Origin of the sequence: Rhizobium sp. BT03, from assembly GCF_030053155.1 — a bacterium.
Lineage (GTDB): Bacteria > Pseudomonadota > Alphaproteobacteria > Rhizobiales > Rhizobiaceae > Rhizobium.
In genome coordinates, this window is record NZ_CP125642.1 from 469,293 (window position 1) to 494,330 (window position 25,038).

The 25,038-nt window shown below is 62.4% G+C and carries 26 protein-coding genes; 18 read left to right on the forward strand and 8 right to left on the reverse strand.

Features of this window, described 5'->3' with window-relative positions; all coding sequences use genetic code 11:
* Window positions 1-31: 31 nt before the first annotated feature.
* Window positions 32-1,576 carry an acid phosphatase gene (locus QMO80_RS26925; RefSeq protein WP_283200929.1) on the forward strand — a complete coding sequence of 515 codons (1,545 nt, stop codon included), beginning with the start codon at window positions 32-34 and terminating at the stop codon, window positions 1,574-1,576.
* Between the two features lie 54 nt (window positions 1,577-1,630).
* Here the strand turns inward: QMO80_RS26925 and QMO80_RS26930 are convergent, their stop codons facing one another.
* Window positions 1,631-2,389, reverse strand: a complete 759-nt coding sequence (locus tag QMO80_RS26930; protein WP_283200930.1) for an IclR family transcriptional regulator — start codon at window positions 2,387-2,389, stop codon at window positions 1,631-1,633.
* A gap of 160 nt (window positions 2,390-2,549) precedes the next feature.
* On the opposite strand from QMO80_RS26930, the gene QMO80_RS26935 reads away from it, so the two are divergent.
* From QMO80_RS26935 to ligD, 12 genes are all read left to right on the forward strand, one after another.
* Window positions 2,550-3,257 (forward strand): 3-oxoacid CoA-transferase subunit A, encoded by a 708-nt coding sequence (locus QMO80_RS26935; RefSeq protein ID WP_283200931.1) that lies wholly within the window; start codon window positions 2,550-2,552, stop codon window positions 3,255-3,257.
* Window positions 3,254-3,958: a CoA transferase subunit B gene (locus QMO80_RS26940; RefSeq protein WP_283200932.1), complete on the forward strand. Its 705-nt coding sequence runs from the start codon at window positions 3,254-3,256 to the stop codon at window positions 3,956-3,958. The genes QMO80_RS26935 and QMO80_RS26940 overlap by 4 nt, the downstream gene beginning before the upstream one ends.
* A gap of 9 nt (window positions 3,959-3,967) precedes the next feature.
* The gene (gene pcaF, locus QMO80_RS26945) at window positions 3,968-5,173 is read left to right on the forward strand and encodes a 3-oxoadipyl-CoA thiolase (RefSeq protein ID WP_283200933.1); all 1,206 of its coding nucleotides are present in this window, start codon (window positions 3,968-3,970) and stop codon (window positions 5,171-5,173) included.
* Window positions 5,174-5,213: 40 nt separating this feature from the next.
* On the forward strand, window positions 5,214-5,696 hold the full coding sequence (locus tag QMO80_RS26950; RefSeq protein WP_283200934.1) for a GNAT family N-acetyltransferase: 483 nt from the start codon (window positions 5,214-5,216) through the stop codon (window positions 5,694-5,696).
* 137 nt (window positions 5,697-5,833) lie between these two features.
* Complete coding sequence (locus QMO80_RS26955) at window positions 5,834-7,051, forward strand: MFS transporter (protein ID WP_283200935.1); 1,218 nt, start codon at window positions 5,834-5,836, stop codon at window positions 7,049-7,051.
* A gap of 138 nt (window positions 7,052-7,189) precedes the next feature.
* Entirely contained in the window at window positions 7,190-7,942 is a 753-nt protein-coding gene (locus QMO80_RS26960; RefSeq protein ID WP_283200936.1) for a hypothetical protein, read from the forward strand.
* 107 nt (window positions 7,943-8,049) lie between these two features.
* Complete coding sequence (locus QMO80_RS26965) at window positions 8,050-9,123, forward strand: hypothetical protein (protein ID WP_283200937.1); 1,074 nt, start codon at window positions 8,050-8,052, stop codon at window positions 9,121-9,123.
* Between the two features lie 14 nt (window positions 9,124-9,137).
* On the forward strand, window positions 9,138-9,548 hold the full coding sequence (locus QMO80_RS26970; protein ID WP_283200938.1) for a hypothetical protein: 411 nt from the start codon (window positions 9,138-9,140) through the stop codon (window positions 9,546-9,548).
* Window positions 9,549-9,738: 190 nt separating this feature from the next.
* The gene (locus tag QMO80_RS26975; protein ID WP_283200939.1) at window positions 9,739-10,533 is read left to right on the forward strand and encodes an SDR family NAD(P)-dependent oxidoreductase; all 795 of its coding nucleotides are present in this window, start codon (window positions 9,739-9,741) and stop codon (window positions 10,531-10,533) included.
* 102 nt (window positions 10,534-10,635) lie between these two features.
* Complete coding sequence (gene glgX, locus QMO80_RS26980; RefSeq protein WP_283200940.1) at window positions 10,636-12,795, forward strand: glycogen debranching protein GlgX; 2,160 nt, start codon at window positions 10,636-10,638, stop codon at window positions 12,793-12,795.
* A 5-nt stretch (window positions 12,796-12,800) separates the two neighbouring features.
* Window positions 12,801-13,808: a DNA topoisomerase IB gene (locus QMO80_RS26985; RefSeq protein ID WP_283200941.1), complete on the forward strand. Its 1,008-nt coding sequence runs from the start codon at window positions 12,801-12,803 to the stop codon at window positions 13,806-13,808.
* Window positions 13,805-14,683 carry a non-homologous end-joining DNA ligase gene (ligD, locus tag QMO80_RS26990; RefSeq protein WP_283200942.1) on the forward strand — a complete coding sequence of 293 codons (879 nt, stop codon included), beginning with the start codon at window positions 13,805-13,807 and terminating at the stop codon, window positions 14,681-14,683. Before QMO80_RS26985 ends, ligD begins: the two co-directional genes overlap by 4 nt.
* Window positions 14,684-14,695: 12 nt before the next feature.
* Here the strand turns inward: ligD and QMO80_RS26995 are convergent, their stop codons facing one another.
* From QMO80_RS26995 to QMO80_RS27015, 5 genes are all read right to left on the reverse strand, one after another.
* The gene (locus QMO80_RS26995; protein WP_283200943.1) at window positions 14,696-15,421 is read right to left on the reverse strand and encodes a glutathione S-transferase; all 726 of its coding nucleotides are present in this window, start codon (window positions 15,419-15,421) and stop codon (window positions 14,696-14,698) included.
* Between the two features lie 108 nt (window positions 15,422-15,529).
* The gene (locus QMO80_RS27000; RefSeq protein WP_283200944.1) at window positions 15,530-15,706 is read right to left on the reverse strand and encodes a hypothetical protein; all 177 of its coding nucleotides are present in this window, start codon (window positions 15,704-15,706) and stop codon (window positions 15,530-15,532) included.
* Between the two features lie 10 nt (window positions 15,707-15,716).
* On the reverse strand, window positions 15,717-15,899 hold the full coding sequence (locus QMO80_RS27005) for a hypothetical protein (protein ID WP_283200945.1): 183 nt from the start codon (window positions 15,897-15,899) through the stop codon (window positions 15,717-15,719).
* 139 nt (window positions 15,900-16,038) lie between these two features.
* A complete protein-coding gene (locus QMO80_RS27010; RefSeq protein WP_003574663.1) occupies window positions 16,039-16,293 on the reverse strand; it encodes a DUF2934 domain-containing protein in 255 nt (84 codons plus the stop codon).
* 145 nt (window positions 16,294-16,438) lie between these two features.
* Window positions 16,439-17,077, reverse strand: coding sequence for a UdgX family uracil-DNA binding protein (locus tag QMO80_RS27015; RefSeq protein ID WP_283200946.1), 639 nt, complete (start codon window positions 17,075-17,077; stop codon window positions 16,439-16,441).
* A 165-nt stretch (window positions 17,078-17,242) separates the two neighbouring features.
* Here QMO80_RS27015 and QMO80_RS27020 point away from each other — a divergent pair, with 165 nt between their 5' ends.
* Window positions 17,243-18,706, forward strand: coding sequence for a phosphatidylserine/phosphatidylglycerophosphate/cardiolipin synthase family protein (locus QMO80_RS27020; RefSeq protein ID WP_283201235.1), 1,464 nt, complete (start codon window positions 17,243-17,245; stop codon window positions 18,704-18,706).
* Between the two features lie 93 nt (window positions 18,707-18,799).
* Window positions 18,800-19,615 (forward strand): endonuclease/exonuclease/phosphatase family protein, encoded by an 816-nt coding sequence (locus tag QMO80_RS27025; protein ID WP_283200947.1) that lies wholly within the window; start codon window positions 18,800-18,802, stop codon window positions 19,613-19,615.
* Between the two features lie 43 nt (window positions 19,616-19,658).
* On the opposite strand, the gene QMO80_RS27030 is transcribed toward QMO80_RS27025, so the two are convergent.
* Window positions 19,659-20,231, reverse strand: a complete 573-nt coding sequence (locus QMO80_RS27030; RefSeq protein ID WP_283200948.1) for a hypothetical protein — start codon at window positions 20,229-20,231, stop codon at window positions 19,659-19,661.
* A gap of 163 nt (window positions 20,232-20,394) precedes the next feature.
* A complete protein-coding gene (locus QMO80_RS27035) occupies window positions 20,395-21,465 on the reverse strand; it encodes an acyltransferase (protein WP_283200949.1) in 1,071 nt (356 codons plus the stop codon).
* A 257-nt stretch (window positions 21,466-21,722) separates the two neighbouring features.
* On the opposite strand from QMO80_RS27035, the gene QMO80_RS27040 reads away from it, so the two are divergent.
* The 3 genes from QMO80_RS27040 to QMO80_RS27050 are packed head-to-tail and all read left to right on the forward strand — an operon-like array spanning window position 21,723 to window position 24,904.
* Window positions 21,723-22,445 (forward strand): FadR/GntR family transcriptional regulator, encoded by a 723-nt coding sequence (locus QMO80_RS27040; protein ID WP_283200950.1) that lies wholly within the window; start codon window positions 21,723-21,725, stop codon window positions 22,443-22,445.
* The gene (locus tag QMO80_RS27045) at window positions 22,442-23,614 is read left to right on the forward strand and encodes a PLP-dependent transferase (RefSeq protein ID WP_283200951.1); all 1,173 of its coding nucleotides are present in this window, start codon (window positions 22,442-22,444) and stop codon (window positions 23,612-23,614) included. The genes QMO80_RS27040 and QMO80_RS27045 overlap by 4 nt, the downstream gene beginning before the upstream one ends.
* 30 nt (window positions 23,615-23,644) lie before the next feature.
* On the forward strand, window positions 23,645-24,904 hold the full coding sequence (locus QMO80_RS27050; protein ID WP_283200952.1) for a sugar ABC transporter substrate-binding protein: 1,260 nt from the start codon (window positions 23,645-23,647) through the stop codon (window positions 24,902-24,904).
* Window positions 24,905-25,038: the final 134 nt, after the last annotated feature.

Sequence of the window (25,038 nt, forward strand, 5' to 3'; positions counted from 1 at the left end):
TAGCCAACGCCCCCAGCCATGAGGTTATCCCGTGAAAAGACTGAAACTTCTCAACGCCTTCTGTCTCGCCGGATCGGCGATGTTGCCGCTCGCGATAGTGACGGCAGCCGATGCCGCGCCCGCCGGTTACGACAAGATCGACAACATCGTCGTCATCTATGCCGAAAACCGCAGCTTCGATAATCTCTACGGCGGCTTTCCCGGCGCCAACGGCCTTTCCAATGTCAGCGCCGAGCAGGCGCGCCAGCTCGACCGAAACGGCCAGCCGCTCGCCGAGCTGCCGCCGGCCTGGGGCGGGCTGACCGCCAAGGGCGTCACGCCTGCCATCACCGAGGCGCAATCGGCTCATCTTGCCAATGCCAGCTTCGCGATCGACGATCCCAAGGGTTTTGCGCAGGCGCCGTCGGTGATCACCCGCGATCTCTGGCACCGTTTCTACCAGGAGCAGATGCAGATCGACGGCGGCAAGAACGACAAGTTCGTCGCCTGGGCCGATTCCGGCAGCCTGGTCATGGGCCATTATGACGGCTCGATCCTGCCGATGTGGCAGGTCGCGAAGAAATACGTCCTTGCCGACAACTTCTTCCAGGGCGCCTTCGGCGGTTCCTTCCTCAACCACTTCGCGCTGATCTGTGCCTGCGCGCCCTATTATCCGGATGCCGACAAGAGCCCGGCCAAGCCGGTGATCGCCAAGGTCGATGCCGACAGCACGTCGCTGGTTGTGGCCGACAACGCCCCGAAGTCGGCGCTGGACGGCGCCCCGAAATTCGTTTCCGACGGCACGCTGACGCCCGATTTCTATGCCGTCAACACCATGCAGCCGCCCTATCAGCCGAGCGCCAATCCGCCGGCCAAGGACGGCGATCCTGGTTTGGCGGACCCTGCCGCGGCGACAACGCTGCCGCCGCAGCATGCGGTGACCATCGGCGACCTGCTGTCGCAGAAGGGCATCAGCTGGGCCTGGTATAGCGGCGCCTGGCAGGCGGCGCTGGACGGCAAGAACGCCACGCCGGTGCCGAACTTCCAGTTCCACCACCAGCCGTTCAACTATTTCGCCAATTTCGCGCCCGGCACGCCGGCGCGCGCCGAACATCTGAAGGATGGCGGCCTTGCCGGCGAGGCCTTCCTCAGGGATATCGACGCAGGTAAGCTGCCGGCCGTTTCCTTCTACAAACCGCAGGGCAACCTCAACGAACATGGCGGTTATGCCGATGTCTCGAGCGGCGACCAGCATCTTGCCGATATCGTCTCGCATCTCGAGAAGAGCCCGCAATGGGGCCATATGCTCGTCATCGTCACCTATGACGAGAATGGCGGCTTCTGGGATCACGTCGCGCCGCCGAAGGCCGATCGCTGGGGCCCGGGCAACCGCATTCCGGCCTTCATTATCTCGCCCTTCGCCAAGGGCGGCAGCGTCGACCACACCCAGTACGACACGACGTCGATCATCCGCCTGATCACCGCGCGCTACGATCTGCCGGTGCTGCCGGGCATCGTCGCCCGCGACAAGGCGCTTGCCGATAACGGCCGTCCGCCGATGGGTGACCTCACCGCCGCACTCGACTTGACGCATTGATGATAGAGAGCGGCCCCGGCGCTTATTGGGGCCGCCCGTTTCCCGTGCTTGGCGTCATCGGCGCAAGAGCGGCCGCAATGCGGCCTGGGTTTCCTTCAGCAATGGCAGATAGCGCTCCTTCATCTCCGCGGCCGGGACAAGGGCGGCCGGCGCGCCGATATTGATCGCCGCGACCGTTTGGCCGCGATCGTTTTCGATGGGGACGGCAATCGAGCAGAGGCCGATCTCCAGCTCCTGATCGATGATGGCGTAGCCCTCGGCGCGCACGCGGCGGAACTCGGCGATGAGTTCCTCAGGGTCGGTCTTGGTATTCGGCGTGTTTTGCTTCAGCTCGCTGCGGCCAAGGATGGCGCGCGCCTCGTTTTCGGCCAAGGCCGAAAGCAGCACCCGGCCCATCGAGGCGCAATAGGCCGGCAGGCGGCTGCCGGGGGTGAGATTGATCGACATGACGCGACGCTGCGAGGCCCGCGCGATATAGACAATTTCGGCACCGTCGAGCACCGAGGCCGAGGCGCTCTGGCCGGCTTTTTCCGAGAGATGATCGAGATGCGGCTGCAACAGCGCCGGTAGCGGCGTCGCCGAGAGATAGGCATGGCCGAGCCGCAGGATCTTCGGCGTCAGCGTGAAGAACTTGCCGTCATAATCGGCATAGCCGAGTTCGGCGAGCGTCAGCAGCGAACGGCGCACGGTGGCCCGGTCGAGCTCGGTCAGCTTCGAGGCCTCGGCGATCGACAGCCGCTGCCGCGTCTCGCCGAAGGCTTCGATGACTTTCAGGCCGCGGGCAAAGCCGCTGACGAAATCGGTTTCACGCATGGGTTCCAATCTCCAATCGAGCCGACATTGTGTGCGATATATGAACAAATGTCAAATAACGCACAAATGATCTTGCAGAACGCCCTTGCCACGCTTTATCTCTGAGCAAGAGGACGGGACAGGCAGATGTCTGGCCGATCGAGCCAAGGAGATATCCGGCATGGACAAGACAGTCGGGAGCACGGCAGAGGCCGTCTCCGAGATCGGCGACGGCGCGACCGTGATGATCGGTGGTTTCGGCGGCTCCGGCGCGCCGATCGAGCTCATTCATGCCCTGATCGACAAGGGCAGCAAGAACCTCACCGTGATCAACAACAATGCCGGCAACGGCCGCATCGGCATTGCCGCGATGATCGATGCCGGCATGGTCAGGAAGATGATCTGCTCGTTTCCGCGCTCGTCGGATCCGCGTGCTTTTACGGACAAATACCTGGCCGGCGAAATCGAGCTCGAACTTGTGCCGCAGGGAACGCTGGCCGAGCGCATCCGCGCCGGCGGCGCCGGCATTCCGGCTTTCTACACGCCGACAGGTTATGGCACGGAACTCGCTAACGGCAAGGTCATCGCCGAATTCGACGGCCGCCATTATGTGCAGGAACGCTGGCTGAAGGCCGATTTTGCGATCGTGAAGGCGGAGATCGGCGATAACCATGGCAACCTCACCTACAATAAGGCGGGCCGCAACTTCAATCCGCTGATGTGCATGGCGGCGGCGAAGACCATCGTTCAGGTTTCATCCATCGTACCAGCCGGCGGCATCGATCCCGAGCATGTGGTGACCCCCGGCATTTTCGTCGATCGCGTCGTCGCCGTTGCCCATCCGCAGCAGGAAGAAGAACTCATTCGAGCCGGAGTGGCCTACGTATGACCGTCAACACCCATCCCATCAATACAAGGGAAGACATCAAGCTTTCCAATGCGCAGATCGCCTGGCGCGCCGCGCAGGATATCGCCGACGGCGCCTATGTGAACCTCGGCATCGGTTTTCCCGAAATGGTCGCCCGCTATCAGCCGCCCGGCCGTGAAGCGATCTTCCACACCGAAAACGGCATCCTGAATTTCGGCGAGCCGCCCGCGGAAGGCGAGGAGGACTGGGATCTGATCAATGCCGGCAAGAAGGCGGTGACGCTGAAGCCGGGGGCGGCCTTCTTCCATCACGCCGACAGCTTCGCCATGGTGCGCGGCGGCCATCTCGACGTCGCGATCCTCGGCGCTTACCAGGTCGCCCAAAGCGGCGATCTCGCCAACTGGCGGGTCGGCAGCAAAGGCGTGCCGGCCGTCGGCGGCGCCATGGACCTCGTGCACGGCGCCAAGCAGGTCTGCGTCATCACCGAGCATGTCACCAAGACGGGCGAGCCGAAGCTGGTGGAGAAATGCACCTTCCCGCTGACCGGTGTCGCCTGCATTACCCGCGTCTATACCAGCCATGCCGTCATCGACATCGTCGACGGCCGCTTCGTCCTGCGGGAAAAGCTGGCCGCCATGTCGCTTGAGGAACTGCAGGCGATGACAGGCGCGCCGCTACACCTCGACGGGCCGGTCGCCGATCTCGTCGTCCCAAAGCTCTGAGGAAAAGCCATGACCGAAGCCTTTATCTGCGACTATATCAGGACGCCGATCGGCCGCTTCGCCGGCTCGCTCGCCCAGGTGCGCGCCGACGATCTCGGTGCCATTCCGCTAAGGGCGCTGATGGAGCGCAACGGCGGCGTCGACTGGGAAGCCGTCGACGACGTGATCTTCGGCTGCGCCAACCAGGCGGGCGAGGACAACCGCAATGTCGCGCGCATGTCGGCGCTGCTCGCTGGCCTGCCGATCGCCGTCCCGGGTACGACGATCAACCGGCTCTGCGGCTCCGGGATGGATGCGGTGATCACGGCGGCGCGCGCCATTCGCGCCGGCGAGGCCGAGCTGATGATTGCAGGCGGCGTCGAAAGCATGTCGCGCGCGCCCTTCGTCATGCCGAAGGCGGAGACCGCCTTTTCGCGGGCCGCCGAAATCCACGACACGACGATCGGCTGGCGTTTCGTCAACCCTGTGATGAAGAAGCAGTATGGCGTCGATTCCATGCCGGAGACCGGCGAGAATGTCGCCGAGGATTATCATGTCAGCCGCGCGGACCAGGATGCCTTTGCGGTGCGCAGCCAGGCGAAGGCGGCGGCCGCCCAGGCAAGCGGACGGCTGGCGAAGGAGATTGTCGCGGTCACCATCCCGCAGCGCAAGGGCGATCCCGTCATCGTCGACAAGGACGAACATCCGCGGGCGACGACAATCGAGACGCTGGCGAAACTCGCGACCCCTTTCAAGAGGGAAGGCGGCACCGTGACCGCAGGCAATGCCTCCGGCGTCAATGACGGCGCGGCGGCGCTGATCGTTGCTTCGGAAGCGGCGGCGCGAAAATACGGCCTGACACCGATCGCCCGCATCCTCGGTGGTGCCTCCGCCGCCGTTCCGCCACGGGTGATGGGCGTCGGCCCGATCCCGGCCTCGCGCAAGCTGATGACCCGGCTCGGCATGAGCCAGGAACAGTTCGGCGTGATCGAACTCAACGAGGCCTTCGCCAGCCAGGGGCTGGCGGTGCTGCGGGCGCTCGGCATTGCTGACGACGATTCCCGGGTCAACCGCAATGGCGGCGCGATTGCGCTCGGCCATCCGCTTGGCATGTCGGGTGCCCGCATCACCGGCACCGCGGCGCTGGAGCTTCAGGAAACCGGTGGAAAATATTCGCTGTCGACCATGTGCATCGGCGTCGGGCAGGGCATTGCGATCGCGCTCGAAAGGGTCTGAGAGCGTTGCGCCCGCTGCCCGGCTTCTGTAGAAACCGGGCATGCTGATCCGACCCGCAGAAAACGACGATCGAGATGCCATCTGGAGGATCATCGGCCCGACGATCCGCGCCGGTGAGACCTATGCGCTCGACCGCGATCTCTCGCAAGCCGATGCGCTCGCCTATTGGATGGGGCCGGACCGCGAGACCTTCGTCGCCGAAGAGGATGGCGTCATCCTCGGCACCTATTACATCAAGGCCAATCAGGCGGGCGGCGGCCGCCATGTCTGCAATTGCGGCTACATGACCGATCCTGCCGCGGCCGGCCGCGGCGTCGCCCGCCGGATGCACGAGCATTCCCTGCAGCACGCCCGTGAAAACGGCTTTCGCGCCATGCAGTTCAATTTCGTCGTCAGCAGCAACCGCCGCGCCGTTGAGCTATGGCAATCCCTCGGCTTCGACATCGTCGGCCGCCTTCCCGGCGTCTTCCTTCATCCCACTGAGGGTTATGTCGACGCATTGGTGATGTTTCGGACTCTGTAGGACTGCCCGGCGAAAAAAGATGGAAGGGCGCTGTCGAAATCGCAGCGGTTCGAACGTCTTATGATCGCGAGGCGCGGATTGCGGCAGAGGAGCCGCAGGCGTCGCGATCATTCTGTCGGCGGGGAGGTTATCAAGCCATGGGTGTTTCCTATCGTTGGGTCATTGTCGCTTTGGGCGCATTGATGTCGTGCGTGGCGATCGGCACGATGTTCTCGCTGGCGATTTTTCAGGAGCCGATCGCCACCGCCACCGGCTGGTCGCATGTCGGCATTGCCAGCGCGATGACGCTGAATTTTATCGTCATGGGCTTCGGCGGTTTCCTCTGGGGGGCGGCCAGCGACCGTTTTGGCCCACGCGTCGTCGTGCTCATCGGCTCCGTGCTGCTCGGCTTGGCGCTGGTTCTGGCGAGCCGGGCCGAAACGCTGTTACAGTTCCAGCTGACCTATGGCATCCTCGTCGGGCTCGCCGCCAGCACCTTCTTTGCGCCGATGATCGCGGCGACGACCGCCTGGTTCGACGAAAACCGCGGGCTTGCCGTGTCGCTCGTCTCTGCCGGCATGGGCGTCGCGCCGATGACGATCTCGCCTTTCGCGCGCTGGCTGATCTCGGCCTATGAGTGGCGGCCGGCGATGCTGATGATCGGTGTTGCCGCCTGGGTGCTGCTGGTGCCGGCCGCCCTCTTGGTCAGGCAGCGCGCGTCTGCCGAGACCGCCGATGCCGGCACCGAGTTTGCCGCGGAGGGCGCCCGGCCACAGCTGTCGAAAGTCTTCCGCTCGCCGCAATTCATCGTGCTCGGCCTGACCTTCTTTGCCTGCTGCGCCGCCCATTCCGGGCCGATCTTCCACATGGTGAACTATGCGACGATCTGCGGCGTCGCGCCGATGGCCGCCGTCAGCATCTACAGCGTCGAGGGTCTGGCGGGCCTCGGCGGCCGGCTGCTCTATGGCAGCCTCGCCGACCGGATCGGCGTGAAACCGGTGCTGGTCGCCGGCCTGCTGGTGCAGGCAGGCGCGCTTGCGACCTATCTCCTCGTCAGCGAGTTGACCGAATTCTATGCGCTCGCCATCGTCTTCGGCAGCGCCTATGGCGGCGTGATGCCGCTTTATGCGGTGCTGGCGCGAGAATATTTCGGCCAGCGCATCATCGGCACGGTGCTGGGCGCAGCGACGATGCTCTCCAGCCTCGGCATGGCCTTCGGCCCGCTTATCGGCGGCTGGATCTTCGACACCTTCGCCAATTATTCCTGGCTGTTCATCGGCTCGGCGATGGTCGGTCTGGGTGCGGCGGCGATCGCGCTGGCATTTCCGCCGCTCGCGCGCCAGAAGCCACAGCCGGTCTTCGGCGTGTCTTCGTGATGAGGTCGCATTCAGGGAACTTATCCGCCGAAAGAAACACATCGTAGGGTTGTTACTTGCATAAATGTGTTTCAGAGTAGTCATGATCGCCATATCAGTTTGGTGGAGAATTTTTTGAGGCGCGCGCCCCGGACGCTCTTGTCCGCAGTTTCCTTTGTTCTTTTGGCGTCGTTCGGCGCGGCTGGCGCCCCGCCTTTAAACCAGAGTGAAGCGGCAACAGCGTTTCAAGCGGTGGATGGCCTGGCGCGTCAGACCCGTGCGCACGGGGATTTGCCGCGTTGGTCGAATCCCGATCACGCCAAAGTTCTCGCACGGTTTTGGGACGTAGAGGCGACGCTGGGCACGCCACCCTATATCTCGGCCGACCTGCCGGCACTTCTTGCTGCCGCCGATCGGGCAGGCGCCCTTTACAAGACCTATGTCCTGTTCACGCCGCAATCCGGAGCGGTGCCTGATACGGCCGCCAATACCTCCAAATATCAGGATGAAATCGCGCGAGCTGCCGCCTATCTGCTGCGCGTGCAGGCGGCCGAACTCGAGGCCATCGCAGATTTCGTCAAAACGCTTCCGGCCGCCGAAATGACCGAGCCACGCCGGGCTGGACTGCGGCAGATGCACCTTGGCATCAATGAGATGGTCACCGGTGCCGTCCTGATGTTGCGTTCGCCGGACCTGCACACGGCTAACCGCGATATTCTGTTGAACACCCTTGCTGACATCGCCGTAACCATGTCGGCGTCGACGCCGCCGGCAGACAGGGCAGTTATGATCGCTCAAATCGAGGCGATCCTGCCTGTTCTGGCGGGACCAGCACAGGAGAATGCGCTTGCGTTCAAATCGGCGTTCGAGCGCAAAGAATGTACGGGGCTGTGCGCTGTGGAAGGGCAATAGCGATCAAGCGATGCAGCAGCTTTGGGCTGTCCCTTGCATGTCGGCAAAACCTGTTGGGTGATGCGGATGCCGTGTCAAAACTGAATGGAGAGCAGAGGATAAATACCATGTCGCGTCCGTCGTTTGCCGGTGTCGCAGCGCTAGCGCTTGTGATGGCTGCCTCGTTGCCCTCTTTGATCTGGGCACAATCTCAATCCACCCCGGCAGGCATCGAACAGCCGTCGCCGACATCGCCGCCGAAGATCGCCGTGAACCGTGGCGGTTTTGACGTGAAGATGCTCGAACCCGTCCAAGGCATCGATTACCGGACATACGGCCACATCACCTACGCGATGTTCCTCGATCCGGAGGGCGATCACGAGGCGATCTTCAAGAAATTCGGGACGGACAAGGCTGGCTATGAGGCGGCAGGCGCCGCCTTTACCGAGCGGATGAAACAGGATGAGACCTTTGCGATGATCGAGATGTTCGGCGCCTATTTTGCCGAGGACGCGCAGGGCACCTATGCGGCGCTCGGGCGCGATGTTGCCCAGTCTGTGCTGAACCAGGCGCCGCTTCGGGAGACCGAGCCGATGCCTGAGGAAAAATTCCGGGAGATACAGGTCTATTACGGCCGTAAGGTTTCGGTGGCCGGCACGGCGCTCGCGCAGCAGGATGAGATCCTCAAACCCTATCACATCACCTTCAACGACTTTAACATCATCGGCGCCTGGTTCTCGCGCCGGCTGGCATTGCAGACGGCCGATCTCTCGACACCCCGGGAGAGCCCGCCGGCGAGCACCGACGGCACGCCGGCGGAGCGACCGGAATGGGGAGGTCTCTGGCGCTTCAGCTGGAAGACGCTTCAGCGTACCGATACGGAAATGAAGGTGGTGGACGCCAGCCGCGACATCTGCGTCAAGAGCGACATGACCGCGGACACTCTGCCGCTGATGCCCAAACCCTCGGGCGTTAAATGCGTGCTGATCGACAAGGTCCACTTCTACGACAGCGGTGTTCAGATGAGCGCGCAATGCGACCACGGCGGCATCGGGACGTCATGGGGCCTCTATCTGCAACCGGAGAACGGCGGTGAAAGCTTCACCGGCCAGATCTCCTATAGCGAGGTCTACGAAGGCGACGACGACATGCCGCAGCCGACAACCGACGTTCAAGTCAAGCGGATTGGCGAGTGCCAGTGAGGAGAGCGAAAACCATGATACGCCGTGTTCTTGCCGCCGCATTCGTCCTGACCCCGGCCGCCGTTTTCGCGGAGGAGGCCGGCCTGCCCCCCGGACTTTGGCAGGTAAGGATCTTCACGCCGGTTCCCACGCCCGAACTGAAGAACGATGAGCAGGTCTTCCAGATCTGCTACGACAGGACGGCCATGAAGAGCCACATGAACCCGGTGCTACCCAAAGCGCAGGCCGCCAAATGCAAACTGGATTTCACCGACATGGGTGACTTGGCCTATGACGCGAGCTGCAAGGACGGCGATCATCGGCTGCGCATTTCGGAAGCGGCGGACGGCTTGTGGCGCGGGACCTACCGTTTCGTCGGAAAGAAGGACGACGTCACTCTGGAAACCGCCGTCGAACTGAAGAAGATCGCAGAAAGCTGCGACTAGAATTTTTTTGACCGCCGGCATGCATATAGGATGAGAGAGGCCGGCCTCGGCCCGAACAGGCCAGCCATTGCATTCCCCGGCGATGCAGATCTCCCGCTTTCGTGCATTGCCCTTCGCCGATTTCGGCTGATAGACTTCCCCTGTCTGTTTCATCACCTATGTCCTTGTTTTTCGGGAGGCTGTCTTAGCCATGGCGGAACTTGCTCAATTGCTCGCATCGATCAAACTGCCGGATCTCGCCGGCAAGGCCGTGCTGATCACCGGCGCCTCGACCGGGATCGGGGCGGCACTTGCGCGTGCCTTTGCGGCGCAGGGGGCAAAGGTCGGCGTGCATTACAATGCCAGCCGCGAGGCGGCGGAGGCGCTCGCCGAGGAGATCAGGGCGGCCGGCGGTACAGTGCATCTGATCCAGGGCGACGTGTCGCGGGAAGGCGAGACCGAGCGTGTCGTCGAGGAGACGGCAAAAACCTTCCGCCATCTCGACGGGCTCATCAACAATGCCGGCGGCATGCTGGGGCGCAAACCGACCTCGGACTATACCGACGCGCATTATGCCGCGGTCATGGATCTCAATGCCCGCTCGGTGCTGGCGGCAACGCGGGCGGCCTATCCCTGGCTGAAGAAGCAGGGCGGCTTCATCATCAACACCACTTCGATTGCCGCCCGCAACGGCGGCGGCAACGGGGCGATCCTCTATGCGGCATCGAAGGGTTTCGTCTCGACGATCACCCGCGGTCACGCCAAGGAATTCGTCGCCGACAGGATCCGCGTCAACGCGGTGGCGCCAGGCGTCATCGCCACGCCCTTTCACGAGCGTTATACCAATGACGAGCAGATGGAGCTGCAGCGCAAGTCGATCCCGATGGGTTTCGTCGGCACATCGGAGGATTGCGTCGGCGCCTATCTCTTCCTCGCCTCACCGACACTGTCCGGCTACATCACCGGCCAGATCATCGAGGTCAATGGCGGCCAGCTGATGCCGTAGGACCTTCCTCCGGCGCACAGCATCTGCCCTTTTCCCTCGCATGAGGGAACTTTCGAACCACCGTGACGTTTCCCGCTTGGTCTTTTCATTGAGCGGGGCATCATGAGCTTTTCATTTTCGGAACTCGACTTCCTCAAGCCGGAACTCGGCGCGGAGTATACGGGTTCCGGCACTCACTTCGCCATCTTCTCGGCGCATGCCGAACAGATAGAGCTCTGCCTCTTTTCACCCGACGGAAAAAACGAGATCGCGCGGATGCCGCTGCCGAAACGCGAGGGCGACATCTGGTCGGGCTATATTGCCGGCGTCGGGCCGGGCACCGTCTACGGCTATCGCGCCCATGGTCCTTACGACCCGGGCGCCGGCCACCGTTTCAATCCGAACAAGCTTCTGCTCGACCCCTATGCCAAACAGGTGACGGGCGACCTGAAATGGGACGACGCCCTGTTCGGCTATCAGATCGGCAAAGACGACCTTTCCTTCGACGAGCGCGACAGCGCGCCCTTCATGGTCAAGGGCGTGGTGCAGGATCCGGATTTCGACTGGGCGGGTGAGGAGGCGATCCGCCGCCCCTGGCCCGACACCATTATCTATGAGGCGCATGTGCGCGGTCTGACGATGACGCATCCGAAAGTGCCCGACCGGCTGCGCGGCACCTTTCTCGGCATGTGCAGCGATCCGATCATCGACCATCTCGTCAAGCTCGGCATCTCGGCGATAGAGCTTCTGCCGATCCAGTTTTTCCTCGACGATCGTTATCTCCTGGAACAGAACCTCAGCAATTATTGGGGCTACCAGACGCTCGGTTTCTTCGCGCCGCAGGCGCGCTACATGTCCGGCGACAAGATCACCGAGATCAAGACCATGGTGCGGAAGTTCCATGCCGCCGGTATCGAGGTGATCATGGATGTGGTCTATAACCACACCGCTGAGGGCAGCGAGAAGGGGCCGACGCTGTCCTTCCGCGGCCTCGACAATGCCAGCTACTACATCCTCTCCCCCGACGATCCCCGCCACACCTTCGATACGACGGGCACCGGCAATACGCTGAATGTCGCCCATCCGATGGTGATGCGCATGGTGCTCGACAGCCTGCGCTACTGGGTGGGAGTCATGCATATCGACGGCTTCCGCTTCGACCTCGCCAGCACGCTCGGACGGCAGGATCTGGAATTCGACCGCCAGGGCGGCTTTTTCGGCGCCATCCGGCAGGATCCGATCCTCTCCGGCGTCAAGCTGATCGCCGAACCCTGGGATATCGGCGAGGGCGGTTATCAGGTCGGCGGTTTCCCGCATCCCTTTCGCGAGTGGAACGACAAATTCCGCGACGACGTGCGCCGTTTCTGGAAGGGCGATGGCGGCATGGTGTCGGAACTGGCGGCCCGCGTCACCGGTTCGGCGCCGCAGTTCAACCATTCCGACCGGGGCGCCACCTCCTCGGTCAATCTTCTCTCGGCCCATGACGGTTTCACGCTGACGGATACGGTCTCCTTCGACGGCAAGCACAACGAGGCGAACGGCGAGGACAACCGCGACGGCCATTCGGACAATCATTCCGACAATATGGGCGCCGAGGGCGCGACCGATAATGCCGACATCAATGCCGCCCGGGCGCGGCGCCGGCGCAACATGGTGGCGACCCTCATGCTTTCTCAGGGCGTGCCGATGATCCTGGCCGGCGACGAACTCGGCAACAGCCAGGGCGGCAACAACAACGCCTATTGCCAGGACAACGAGATCGGCTGGACCGGCTGGGATGGGCTCGACGATCCCTTCCTCGATTTCTTCAGCCAGGCCATCGCCTTCCGCAAGGCGCATCCGGTGCTGCGGCAGGAGCGGTTCCTGACCGGGGAAGTGAGCGAAGACGGGCGCATCGAGATCGCCTGGTACAAGCCGGACGGCAGCTTCATGGACGACGGCGCCTGGAACGACGATGGATTGCAGGTGCTCGGCGTCTATCTCTCCAGGAGCGTGCACGCCCCTGAGACCGAGACGATGGACGACCTCTTCCTCGTCTTCAATGCCGGCGGCGACTGTCAGATCCACCTGCCCGAGGTGAATGGGCTGCAGCACTGGTCACGGGTTCTCGACACCGGGACGGAGACCGACGCCTTCGCGGTGCATGAGCAGGAAAATCCGGTCATCGTCTATGCCCAGAGCGTCGCAGTCTTTGCGCCGACAGGCCAGACCCAGCCGCCGGAGGGAGCGACCAAGGCCCAGCGCCGCCGCTGGTTCCAGTTCGGGCGTCGGAGCAAGCAGTAGAAAAGATGAATGCCGAAGCCATCACCGAACTTGGTCTCGTCTATGTCAGCGATGCCGAACCCGGCATCCGCAGGCGAAGGAAGGGCAAGGGCTTCAGCTATGTCATGCCCGACGGCAGGACGCTTGCCGATGAATTGCAGCGGGCGCGCATCGGCGCGCTCGGCCTGCCGCCGGCCTATGAGAATGTCTGGATCTGCCTTTACGACAACGGCCATCTGCAGGCGACCGGCATCGATGCGCGCGGGCGCAAGCAGTACCGCTATCACAAGGACTGGCAATCCTTCCGCAGCGCGGGAAAATTCCATCAGCTGATCGAGTTCGGCCGGGCGCTGCCGAGGATACGCCGCACCGTGCTGCGCCATCTCGACACCGGCACCGAGGATGTCAACGGCGTGCTGGCCGCCTTGACGACGCTGCTCGACGAGGCGCATTTGCGCGTCGGCAACCAGGCCTATGTCCGCGAGAACGATACCTATGGCGCAACGACGCTGCTCAAGCGGCACCTGAAGATCGTCGACGGGCAGATCGAGCTGAAATTCCGCGCCAAGGGCGGCAAACGCGTCCAGCGCAGCCTCAAACATCCCAGGCTGCAGAAGATCCTTGAGGAAATCGCCGATCTGCCCGGCCGCCAGCTCTTCGTCTGGAAGGATGAAAACGGGGCGCTGAAGCCGATCGATTCCGGTCGGTTGAACGCCTATCTGGCCGATATATCGGGCATTCCCATCTCAGCAAAGACCTTCCGCACCTGGGCAGGTTCGCTGGCGGCTTTCAGCGCGGCGCGCGAGACGATTGCCGGCGGCGGCCGGCCGACGGTCAAGCAGATGTCGGAGGCCTCGGCCGAGGCGCTGCACAACACACCGGCGATCTCGCGTTCGAGCTATATCCATCCGGCAATCATCGCGCTCGCCGGCAACGATCATCCGGTGATCGAGAGCGTTAGCGAACCGCTGCGGGGCTTGCGGGCCGAGGAAAACAGGCTACTTGATTTCCTCACACGCGAGATCGAGGAATGAGCCCAAACAATCCGCCGAAATCAGATGTCGTCCTGACCCATCCCGACCGGCTGTACTGGCCGGACGAGGGCGTGAGCAAGCAGGGGCTGGCGGATTATTATGCGGCGGTCTGGGCTTTTATCGCGCCTTATCTCATCAACCGGCCCTTGGCGCTGCTGCGCCTGCCGGACGGGATAAAGGGCCGCCAGCGATTTTTCCAGAAACATGCCTGGAAGGGCATGAATGCCCATATCGGGGAGATCGCCGATCCCGAGGAAACGGACGGCGAAAAGCTGCTGCGCATTGGCGATTTCGACGGTCTTATGGCGCTGGTGCAATCGGCGGTGCTCGAGATCCATCCCTGGGGCACGACGACCGACCATTGGGAAAGACCGGATATGATCACCATGGACCTCGATCCGGGCGAGGACGTCGCCTGGAGCGCGGTGATTTCAGCAGCGCTCGACGTGAAGGCGCGGCTCGAAGCCCGCGGCCTTGCCGCCTTCGTCAAGACGTCGGGCGGCAAGGGGCTGCATGTGGTGGCGCCGCTTGCGCCGAAGGCCGGCTGGGCCGAGGTAAAGGATTTCGCCCATTCCCTTGCCGAAAGCATGTCGGTCGAGGCGCCGGAAAAATATCTCTCAACCGCGACGAAGGCCAAACGCAGCGGCCATATCTACATCGACTATCTCCGCAACGGCCGCGGCAATACGGCGGTCGCGGCCTATTCGACGCGGGCGCGACCGGGTGCGCCGGTTTCGATGCCGCTCGATTGGTCTGAATTGAATGAGGTCAGCGGCCCGGCCGCCTTCACGCTCGCCAATGTGCCGCAGCGATTGACGGTCCGACCGAGCGACCCATGGGGCGATTTCTTCGACGCGGCCGTGCCGCTGCAATAACCGGCGCTTCCCTCACGCCGCGCTGTCGAGCTCGGGATAATGCCGGAAAATCCCGTCCTCGTTGAAGGCGAGGCGGCGAGAGGAGGCGAGATAGCGGGCAATGTTCGGACGCTTCCCCACCCGATCATGCAGGGCGAGCAATACCGGATATTCCGCCTTGCGCTTCGCCATGGCGTTCGGAAAGGCATAGGTCAGCCCCTCGACCACCTGGAAGAGCGACAGGTCGACATAGCTGAGCGCATCTCCCACAATATGGTCGGCGCCCGCAGGATTCTGCCGCAGCACACGCTCGAAATAACCGAGAAATTTCGGAATGCGCTCGCGGATGAAGGCGGCGGAGCGGGCTTTCGCTTCCGGCTTCTGGTCCTCGTAATAAAGCGATGTGTCGATCGGATGATGCGTATCATGCACTTCGGCGACGAAATCGGTAACGGTCAGCTGCAGGCCGTTGGCGACATGGCGAAGGCCTTCATCTTCAGGCGCAAGGCCGAGCTTCGGGCCGAGATAAAACAGAATGTTGGCGACATGCGGGATAATGAGGTCGCCGTCCTTCAGGAAGGGCGGGGCGAAGGGAATATGCGGTTCGCTGTCGCTCTTCATCAGCGCGAACATGGTGTCTGTCCCCCGGCCGAGCTCACGGGTGACGTCGACATAATCGGCGCCGGCTTCCTCAAGCGCCAGCCGCACGAATTCGCCGCGGCCCTGAATGCCGTCCCAATAATAAAGCTCGTATGCCATATCCGCTCAATCCTTCGGTTGACGACAGAAGTCTTTTCGCAGGTCGTTCCTGGCTTTTTCAAGGGTGCCGCGCCAATCAGTGCTGCCCGGCGGCGGCCGCCCTGCGTGCTATTGTTTCCGATAGAGTTTTTGCGATGCGGCGAAGGCGCGGCCGATGTCGAATAAGGGTGGCTGCACTGGCGCGCGGGGATCGCGGAAAACCAGCCCGACGAGATTGTCGACGACGAGGATGAAGCCGAGCGCGAGGCCGAGATAGAGCAGTGCGGCGATGGCGAGGAGCGACATCTCCATTCCCCTAGACGATCGCGGCCGAAGCGCGGCCGCCGGCTGCGGTGAGCGGGACGGAAAGGATATCGGCATGGTCGTCGTTCATGGCAACTTCCCCGGTTTCGCCATAAACAGCCAATGCGTGTTCTTGTTCCCGGTTATCGGGCGAGGGCTCAACTTTTCTGGGAAGCCTCAAAGCGTGCAGCGTCATCCGGCCTCTGTTCACCCCCACGTGGAAGCCCGTCCTCCGGAAATTCGATAATGCACAACTAATTCAAGCTTATGACAAAAACCATCAAAGGGCGCCGCGACGACGCCCTTTTTTTGATCCAGCTGCTTGAATTCGGTATTCAGAGTGCCGTCTTGCGGCTCGCCGTCCGTTTCGGCGCCGGGGTCACGACGCCGTTCGTCTTGCTGCCCGCGACGCTGCGCTTGGCCTTGGGTTTGACTTCCTTGCCGTCGGATGAGGCAGCGGAGCCCTCGAGCGCTTCGCGCTCGTGTCGTGCCTGTTCCCAATGGATGGATTCTCGCCCTGTCGGATAGCCCTCTTCTTCCCAGAGGGCGTATGCACGTTTTTTGATCCACTCATCCCGAGTTTCTGCCATCGCTGATCTCCAGTCACATGATGCCGTCGTTCGAACGCGATACTGCCGGGATGGTTCCAGAGGAGGGGAACTCTTTCAAGAAAAATCGCGCTGCAACCGCAAATATTTCGCGTTGCAGCATATCAGGGTTGAGAATCGGCATTCATCACGGCCGAAACACGGCGGCCTTGTGCAGATCTGAGACGAAATCCAGCCGCAGCCGGTGTTGCTCCGCCTCGTCGCGGATGCGCAGGAGATAGGATGGGTGGATGGTGACGAGGACAGGCGGATGGTTTGCCGGATGCAGGATATGGCCGCGCTCCGGCGTCAGCTTCGCCTTTGGCCCGAGCAGCGCATAAAGCGCGCTTGCGCCAAGGGTGACGACGAGTTTCGGCTGCAGGATAGTCAGCTCCGCGCCGAGCCACCAGGCGCAACGCCGGATCTCGCCGGCATTGGGTTTGGCATGCAGCCGCCGTTTGCCGCGCGGCGTGAACTTGAAGTGCTTGACGGCATTGGTCACATAACAGCGCCGGCGGTCGAGCCCGGCCTCTTCAAGGCAGCGATCGAGCAGCCGGCCTGCCGGACCGACAAACGGCCTGCCGGTCACATCCTCCTGATCGCCCGGCTGTTCGCCGACGAGGACGATCTCGGTTGTCCCAGGCCCTTCGCCGAAGACGATCTGCGTGGCATTCCTATAGAGGTCACAGCGGGTGCAGCTTTCGGCCTGATGCCTGAGTTCGCCGACGCTTTCCGCATCCGCGACTTCGAGCGCCAGGGCGGGACCGACGCTTGCGGCGATGTTCATGATCGCGATCCTCATCTCTTCGGGATCAATCCTTGCGCGCCGGGATTGTTCCTGCAGTGAAACGGGCGGCCGAGGCCGGCAAAATGACCACGGCGAAAAATTTCGCGTCATGGGAGAGAGCAGGCGCGATTGAACGCTGCCATTTCGCGGCTATATTTGCCAGCGATGTTCTATCTCCTGTCGACCTACTGGCCGCATATCCTCTTTGTCGTTTCGATCGCCATGGGGGCCGCGGCGGCGATCCATGCCGCCATGACCAAGGAGGAGGTGCGTGCGGCGATCGGCTGGGTCGGCGTCATCATCCTGTCGCCGATCATCGGTGCGGTGCTCTATGCGATCGCCGGCATCAACCGCATTCGCCGCAAATCGCTGAGCATCCGCCGCGATGCGCTGCTGCCGGCGGCCGAGATCGACGAGCTGGAGACGTTCGACGCCGAGGCCGAGACCGTCATCAGCCAGTTCGGCCGCCGCTTTGCGGCGCTGCAGACGCTCGGCGACCGGGTGACGCGCAATCCGCTGACCTCGGGCAATACGATCGACGTGCTGGAGACCGGCGACGAAGCCTATGCGGCGATGAAATCCATCATCGACGAGGCGGCGCGCAGCATCCTGCTCGAAACCTATATTTTCGACCGCGACGCGATCGGGCTGCGCATCGCCGATGCGCTGATTGCGGCGGCCAAGCGCGGCGTCGAGGTCCGGGTGCTGATAGATGCGGTCGGCGCGCGCTATTCGGTGCCGAGCATTCTCGGCCATCTCAAGGAGGGCGGCGTCACAGTCGCCGTCTTCAACGGCAACGTCATCATGGGCTTGCGGCTGCCCTATGCCAATCTGCGCACCCACCGCAAGATCCTGATCGTCGACGGAAAGATCGCGCTGACGGGCGGCATGAACATCCGTGCGGGTTTCAGCGAGGAGGCGACGGGCGAGAGCTTTGCTCACGATACGCATTTCAGCGTCACCGGGCCGGTCGTTGCCGACCTCTTCGACCTTGCCGCCGAAGACTGGCGCTTCTCCACGCAGGAGCTGTTGAATGGGGAGGCCTGGCGCATCGAACCGCCGCAGCGCAGCCCCGGCGATCCCATCCTGATGCGCGTCGTCGCCTCCGGGCCGGACCGCAGCGTCGAGACCAACCACAAGATGCTGATGGGCGCCTTTTCCGTGGCGCGCCAATCGATCCGCATCATGTCGCCCTATTTCCTGCCGGACCGCGAATTGATCAGCGCCCTGGTGACGGCGGCGCGGCGCGGCGTTGAAGTCGATATCATCGTTCCCGCGGTCAACAATCTCGTGCTGGTCGACCGGGCGATGACCGCGCAATTCGACCAGATCCTCAAAGGTTACTGCCGCATCTGGCGCTCGACCGGCAGCTTCAGCCATTCGAAGCTTTTGACGATCGACGGCACCTGGGCCTATGTCGGCTCCTCCAATCTCGACCCGCGCTCGCTGCGCCTGAATTTCGAGGTCGATCTCGAAGTCCTGAACGAGGGTTTTGCCGGTGAGATCGACGAGCATATCGAGGAAACCCTGAAATCGGCAACGCCGGTGACGCTCGACGGCTTGCGCGCGCGGCCCTTCCCGGTGCGGCTGCTCGAAAAGGTCTTGTGGCTGGGTTCGCCCTATCTGTGAAGGATTATTTGCGGTCGGACATGGCAAGTTCCGCTGGCCCTCCTATACTGCCGGGAGAAGGCTTTTTGATCAACGGAACGACTGCGCTTTCCGATGCACGCTAGAAAAGACAATCTTCCCGCCAGCATTCTCGCTTCGATCCGGAGCCGGAAGAAGCGGCTCGACGCGGCCAATATGGAGACAGGGCCGCGCAGCGCCGGGACGCTGATTGCTTCCTACAACGTGCACAAATGCGTCGGCACCGACCGCCGCTTCGATCCGGAGCGCACCAGCCGGGTGATCCATGAAATCGGCGCCGACGTCATCGCGCTGCAGGAGGCCGATACACGCTTCGGCGAGCGCACCGGCATTCTCGATCTCGGCCGGCTGGAGCGGGAAACCGGGCTGATCCCGGTGCCGGTCGCCGGCATGGCCAAGGCGCATGGCTGGCACGGCAATGTCGTGCTCTTCAAGAAGGGGCTGGTGCATGACGTGCACCAGGTCAAGCTGCCGGGCCTGGAGCCGCGCGGCGCCCTCGTTGCCGAGATCGAGCTCGAACAGGGCGGCGTGCTGCGCATCATTGCCGCGCATTTCGGCCTGCTGCGCCACAACAGAGCTCAGCAGGCCCGCATGCTCGTCGAACTCATCAATGACCGCAAGGAAATGCCGACCATCCTGCTCGGCGACCTCAACGAATGGCGGCTCGGCGACCGCTCCTCGCTCAACACCTTCCAATCCGCCTTCGGCCCGCTGCCACCCGCCGTCCCCAGCTTCCCCGCCGGCCTGCCGCTGCTGGCCCTCGACCGCATCATCGCCAACCGCAAGGGGATCATCTCGGAGGTGGAGGCGCACGATACGCCGCTCGCCCGCATCGCCTCGGATCATCTGCCGATCAAGGCGCTTGTCGATCTGGGGCCGGCGGCCGCGTAGAGCCCGACAGGGCCGGCGCAGCGGCGAGTTTGTCGAGCATCGCTCATTTTGAGCGGAACAAACCCGTGAAATGACGAAGGCGCTGGGCCCACAGTGATGGATCGATGGTTTCAGGCGATGGGGGCCCGACCAGTCGGTCAAGGCGCGGCACGAGAAACGCCGCCCAGTCGTCCAGATCGTTTTTGCCGAAGTAAGGCAACCAGACATCGGAGGGGCCGTCCCATTGTCTGGGATTTGCCCGCGCCAGATCGCCGAGTTTTACCAAGACAGTTCCGCCGTTTTCTCCAACGACCTCGATGTCCGGATCAGGATCGGGTCTCGGAAGACGCGCGATGATGCGCTCTTCCAAAGCTCTGCCAACCGCTCGATCCGCCTCGTTCAATCGGCGAAGTACTCTTGTGTCGCCGGCGGCTCCGGACCCTTCCGTCAAGTTGAGCGTAAATTTGCCGCCCATAAGGCTGTTCGAAGATTGGGATATCTGCAGCCAGAAAATCCTTTTGCCATGGACAAAGCTGCATTTGCCCGGTTGTGATTCCCAGCCGAGCTCCTGAAATCGCCAAGCCAGCAGCGAGCGCATATACCGATGAAAACTTTGACCTTTGACATAGTCTCGCATGTTCACAGCCTATGCTGCCACAACCTTCGGAGCATCTCATGGCATGATCGAAGGCGCAATGTCCGGCGTTATGCCGATGCGGGTTGCAGATCTGGCCACTGATGGTTGGGCGGAGGCTGGAAGCAAGCCCATCTGTCGCTTGAGTGAGAGGTCCTCCCCGAGTTCATACGGTATTCTTGGCCCGCGCCGCCTTCTGGCGGCTGCCGGTCAGCCATTTCTGGATCGGTCGCTCGATGAGTTCCCAGCTTATAATGGACAACGCGATTGTGGGGATCGCGACGACCACCAGTTGGATGAACCCCGACTTCAGCGGATAATCGAACACGCGCCACATAATCTGCATCATCAGCCAAAACATCGGAAAGTGGTAGAGATAACATCCGTAGCTGATGCGGCCGAGATAGGCCAAGGGCCGGGCTCCGAGGACGCGATCGAGACCCGGGCTTGCCCCTGACGCCGTTACGGCAATCAGGATCGCCATCGGCAGAAGCGGAAGAATTTGTAGAAGGAACGCGACGACCACCAGCAAACGGGGTTGGCCGTCTGTGGCCGCGAGCTGCAGGACACCCCACAGTCCTACCGGCAGGATTGCCGCAATCAGTCGCGTTTGGACCGGCCGCGCTAGCACGCGCGAAAAGAAGAACGTCAAGGCTCCCACACCGAGGGCATCAAGCGAGAACGGTGGCCACAAGACCATCTTGTCGGGGTAAAAATCCGCGATATAGCAGCCGAGCCAGAATGCCAGCGCGATGGCGATGGCGCCTGCCGCGGCCAGCACCACCACTTTGTTTGCGCAGTTCAGGACAATCAGCGGCCAAACGAGATAGAACTGCCATTCGACGGACAGGGTCCAGGTATGGGCAAGCACCCACGGGTTCCAATCGACGCCCCTCGCGAACCAGAAATTGGAAAGAAAGGCGAGATGATAAAAAAGCCCGTCCCGGATCGTGACGAGGCCGATAGCGGCAAGCCCCAGGACCATTGCGTAATAGGTCGGCAAGAGCCTTGTCGCCCTTCGCGCGTAGAAAGATCGCAGCGCCGCTAGATAGCTGAACCCTTCGGCGTCGCGCAACGCAATCAGGTTGCCGGTAATCAGGAAGGCGCTCAAAACGAAGAATGTTCGCACCGCCAGATCGCCGAGAAGGGAACTATCGTCGACGAAATGCGTGTAGAACACACCAAGGATGGCGATAGCCCTGATGCCATCAAGGGCGTTTATTCGATCCGCCGCCATTTCCCACCCGTTCTTTGGATGCAGTGGGCATATTCCGACAGACCCCGGCCGGCCGCAAGAGCATGAAGGCGCGCTCCAAAGGCGACGTCTGCTCTTTGCTCCGGGCGACGAAGCCCATTGGGAGGTGCAAAAGGACATTGTGGCGGAGGCGGATCAGATGCTGATGCAACACCCCTTGACGCCTCCCTCACTTTGCGAAATGCTAAGATGTCAGACCAATTTCGAAGCTTGAATGCCTGACAAGAAAATGGGGAACCATGAAGGCAAAGCTTAGCGATAGGCCGGTGATCCGGCCGCTTCCCGTCATGGACCGCGCGCGTCAGGTGACCGATGCGCTGGCGGATTATGTAGAGGATGCACGGCTACAGGCGGGGGACCGGCTGCCGGCGGAGCGCGAGCTGATGGCAGCCCTTGCCGTCGGGCGGTCGACGATTCGCGAGGCGATCCGTCATTTCCAGGCGCTCGGGGTGATCGAGACGCGCAAGGGCAGCGGCACCTATCTGCTGAAGCCGGTGTCCCGGGCGACGATCCATATGCCGCTGTCCTTCGATGCGGTGCATCTGCGCGACGCGCTGCTGCAGACGCTGGAAGTTCGCCGCGGCATCGAATGCGAGGCGGGCATGGTCGCGGCCCGGCGGCGGACTGCGAAGGATCTTGTCGTCATCGAGGAAAAGCTCAACGAGATGGAGCGGGTGCATCTGGAGAAGGGCACCTCGGGGCCGGAGGATCTGGCTTTCCATCTCGCCGTTTACGACGCCACCCACAATCCGCTGTTTCGCCAGCTGCTCGAGCAGATGCGCGAGACATTCGAGCGGTTCTGGGAACATCCGTTCGACCGGCAGGATTTCGCCCGCCGGTCCTTTCCCTTTCACCGTACCCTTTTCAACGCGATCGTGGTCGGGGATGCCGAGGCGGCGCGCATGGAAACATTGAAGATTCTCGACATCGTCGAGGAAGACATCAAGGAAATGTCCAAATGAGCAGCGGCGAAGACCCGTTCGATCTTGCCTCCATCATCACCGCCCACGACGACAGCAATTTCGCCGACGCTGTCGTGCCGCCGATCTTCCAGACCTCGCTTTTTACCTTTTCCGATTATGACGAGATGATCACCGTCTATCGCGGCGAGAAGGTGCGGCCGACCTATACGCGCGGGCTGAATCCGACCGTGCGCGCCTTCGAAGAGATGCTGGCCAAGCTCGAAGGCGCCGAGGATGCGCTGGGTTTTGCCAGCGGCATGGCAGCGATCTCCTCATCCGTGCTGAGCTTCGTCGAGCCGGGCGACCGCATCGTTGCCGTCAAACACGTCTATCCCGATGCCTTCCGCCTGTTCGGCACCATCCTGAAACGGATGAAGATCGAGGTGACCTATGTCGATGGGCGCGACGAGGAGGCGGTCGCCAAAGCGCTGCCCGGCGCCAAGCTCCTGTATCTGGAAAGCCCGACGAGCTGGGTGATGGAGGCGCATGACGTCGGCGCGCTCGCGGCGCTGGCCAAGCGCCACGGCGTCGTCTCGATGATCGACAACAGTTGGGCAAGCCCGTTCTTCCAGCGGCCGCTGACGCTCGGCGTCGATCTCGTCATCCATTCGGCCTCGAAATATCTCGGCGGCCACAGCGATGTGGTGGCGGGCATCGTTGCCGGCTCGAAGGAAATGATCGCCCGCATCAAGGCCGAGGCCTATCCCTATCTCGGCGGCAAGCTTTCGCCCTTCGACGCCTGGCTGTTGATCCGCGGTCTACGCACGCTGCCGCTGCGCATGCGGGCGCATGAGACGTCGGCGCTCGAGATCGCCAGGCGCCTGCAGAAGCTCGAAGTGGTCGAGACGGTCTGCCACCCCGGCCTCGCCAACCGGCTGCCGGCCGGGCTCAACGGCACCTCGGGCCTGTTTTCCTTCATCTTCCGCGACGGCGTCGATATCCGCGCCTTCGCCGACCACCTCAAGCTCTTCAAATTGGGTGTAAGCTGGGGCGGTCATGAAAGCCTGATCGTACCGGGCGAGGTGGTGCTGCAGCAGAAGGCACAGCCGAATTCCGCGCAAACCTTTGGCATCCATGCGCGATCCGTACGCCTCCATGTCGGCCTCGAAGGAACCGAGGCGCTGTGGAGAGACATCGAGGAGGCGCTCGCCGCCGCCTCGCAATCATGAAACCCAAGAACCTAAAAGGGGGAACTGAGCATGAAAAAACTAATAATCTCGACGCTCTTTGCTTCGATGATGGCGGGTACGGCCTTTGCCGATACCACGCTCAAGCTCGTCGAAGTCATCACCAGCCCGGAGCGCACCGAAACGCTGAAATCGATCGTCGGCAAGTTCGAGGCCGCCAATCCCGGCACCAAGGTCGACATCATCTCGCTGCCCTGGAACGAAGCCTTCCAGAAGTTCGCGACCATGGTCTCGGCCGGCGACGTGCCCGATGTGATGGAGATGCCCGACACCTGGCTATCGCTCTATGCCAATAACGGCATGCTCGAAAGCCTCGAGCCCTACCTCGCAAAGTGGGAGCACAGCAAGGAGCTGACGCCGCGCGCGCTCGAGCTCGGCCGCGACGTCAAGAACACCGCCTATATGCTGCCCTACGGCTTCTATTTGAGGGCGATGTTCTACAACAAGAAACTGCTTTCGGAGGCCGGCGTCGCCGAGCCGCCGAAGACGATGGAAGAGTTCACCGCCGCTTCGGAAAAGGTTTCCAAGCTGCCGGGCAAATACGGCTACTGCATGCGCGGCGGACCGGGCGGCCTCAACGGCTGGATGATTTTCGCCGCTTCCATGGCCGGCTCGAACAAATACTTCAACGAAGACGGCACCTCGACGATGAACAGCCCCGGCTGGGCTAAGGGCATCGAGTGGATGGTCGATCTCTACAAGAAGGGCTATGCGCCGAAGGACAGCGTCAACTGGGGCTTCAACGAAGTCGTCGCCGGCTTCTATTCCGGCACCTGCGCCTTCCTCGACCAGGATCCGGATGCGCTGATCGCCATTGCCGAACGGATGAAAAAGGAAGATTTCGGCGTCATGCCGCTGCCGAAAGGGCCTGACGGCAAGTCCTTCCCGACCATCGGCTACGGCGGCTGGTCGATGTTTGCGACCAGCGCCAACAAGGATCTCTCCTGGAAGCTGATCGCCACCCTCGAAGGGCCGGAAGGCAATATCGAGTGGAACAAGCGCATCGGCGCCCTGCCGGCCTATACCGCGGCCGAGAAGGATCCCTTCTATGCCGGTGACCAGTTCAAGGGCTGGTTCGAGGAACTGGCGGACCCGAACACGGTGCCGACCGTGATGCCGACCTATCTCGAGGAATTCGCGTTCTTCAAGGATTCGCTGGCGATCAAGACCTCGCAGCAGGCCTTGCTCGGCGATATCTCGGCAAAGGATCTGGCCGACCAGTGGGCGGACTATCTGACCAAGGCGCAGCAGAAGTTCTTGAGCAAGAAGTAAGGACTAATGGGGGCGAACTGCGGCCCCCTCATCCGACCCTTCGGGCCACCTTCTCCCCGAGGGGAGAAGGGAGTTGCGGCGCCGCCTCATTCCCTCTTCTCCCCAGCGGGGAGAAGGTGCCGGCAGGCGGATGA

Bases quoted from the DNA above. Each gene is read 5' to 3' on its own strand.
- QMO80_RS26930 (WP_283200930.1), bottom strand. From the start codon at position 2,389: ATGCGTGAAACCGATTTCGTCAGCGGCTTTGCCCGCGGCCTGAAAGTC.
- QMO80_RS26935 (WP_283200931.1), top strand. From the start codon at position 2,550: ATGGACAAGACAGTCGGGAGCACGGCAGAGGCCGTCTCCGAGATCGGC.
- QMO80_RS26940 (WP_283200932.1), top strand. From the start codon at position 3,254: ATGACCGTCAACACCCATCCCATCAATACAAGGGAAGACATCAAGCTT.
- pcaF (WP_283200933.1), top strand. From the start codon at position 3,968: ATGACCGAAGCCTTTATCTGCGACTATATCAGGACGCCGATCGGCCGC.
- QMO80_RS26950 (WP_283200934.1), top strand. From the start codon at position 5,214: ATGCTGATCCGACCCGCAGAAAACGACGATCGAGATGCCATCTGGAGG.
- QMO80_RS26955 (WP_283200935.1), top strand. From the start codon at position 5,834: ATGGGTGTTTCCTATCGTTGGGTCATTGTCGCTTTGGGCGCATTGATG.
- QMO80_RS26965 (WP_283200937.1), top strand. From the start codon at position 8,050: ATGTCGCGTCCGTCGTTTGCCGGTGTCGCAGCGCTAGCGCTTGTGATG.
- QMO80_RS26970 (WP_283200938.1), top strand. From the start codon at position 9,138: ATGATACGCCGTGTTCTTGCCGCCGCATTCGTCCTGACCCCGGCCGCC.
- QMO80_RS26975 (WP_283200939.1), top strand. From the start codon at position 9,739: ATGGCGGAACTTGCTCAATTGCTCGCATCGATCAAACTGCCGGATCTC.
- glgX (WP_283200940.1), top strand. From the start codon at position 10,636: ATGAGCTTTTCATTTTCGGAACTCGACTTCCTCAAGCCGGAACTCGGC.
- QMO80_RS26985 (WP_283200941.1), top strand. From the start codon at position 12,801: ATGAATGCCGAAGCCATCACCGAACTTGGTCTCGTCTATGTCAGCGAT.
- ligD (WP_283200942.1), top strand. From the start codon at position 13,805: ATGAGCCCAAACAATCCGCCGAAATCAGATGTCGTCCTGACCCATCCC.
- QMO80_RS26995 (WP_283200943.1), bottom strand. From the start codon at position 15,421: ATGGCATACGAGCTTTATTATTGGGACGGCATTCAGGGCCGCGGCGAA.
- QMO80_RS27000 (WP_283200944.1), bottom strand. From the start codon at position 15,706: ATGTCGCTCCTCGCCATCGCCGCACTGCTCTATCTCGGCCTCGCGCTC.
- QMO80_RS27005 (WP_283200945.1), bottom strand. From the start codon at position 15,899: ATGACGCTGCACGCTTTGAGGCTTCCCAGAAAAGTTGAGCCCTCGCCC.
- QMO80_RS27010 (WP_003574663.1), bottom strand. From the start codon at position 16,293: ATGGCAGAAACTCGGGATGAGTGGATCAAAAAACGTGCATACGCCCTC.
- QMO80_RS27015 (WP_283200946.1), bottom strand. From the start codon at position 17,077: ATGAACATCGCCGCAAGCGTCGGTCCCGCCCTGGCGCTCGAAGTCGCG.
- QMO80_RS27020 (WP_283201235.1), top strand. From the start codon at position 17,243: ATGTTCTATCTCCTGTCGACCTACTGGCCGCATATCCTCTTTGTCGTT.
- QMO80_RS27025 (WP_283200947.1), top strand. From the start codon at position 18,800: ATGCACGCTAGAAAAGACAATCTTCCCGCCAGCATTCTCGCTTCGATC.
- QMO80_RS27030 (WP_283200948.1), bottom strand. From the start codon at position 20,231: ATGCGAGACTATGTCAAAGGTCAAAGTTTTCATCGGTATATGCGCTCG.
- QMO80_RS27035 (WP_283200949.1), bottom strand. From the start codon at position 21,465: ATGGCGGCGGATCGAATAAACGCCCTTGATGGCATCAGGGCTATCGCC.
- QMO80_RS27040 (WP_283200950.1), top strand. From the start codon at position 21,723: ATGAAGGCAAAGCTTAGCGATAGGCCGGTGATCCGGCCGCTTCCCGTC.
- QMO80_RS27045 (WP_283200951.1), top strand. From the start codon at position 22,442: ATGAGCAGCGGCGAAGACCCGTTCGATCTTGCCTCCATCATCACCGCC.
- QMO80_RS27050 (WP_283200952.1), top strand. From the start codon at position 23,645: ATGAAAAAACTAATAATCTCGACGCTCTTTGCTTCGATGATGGCGGGT.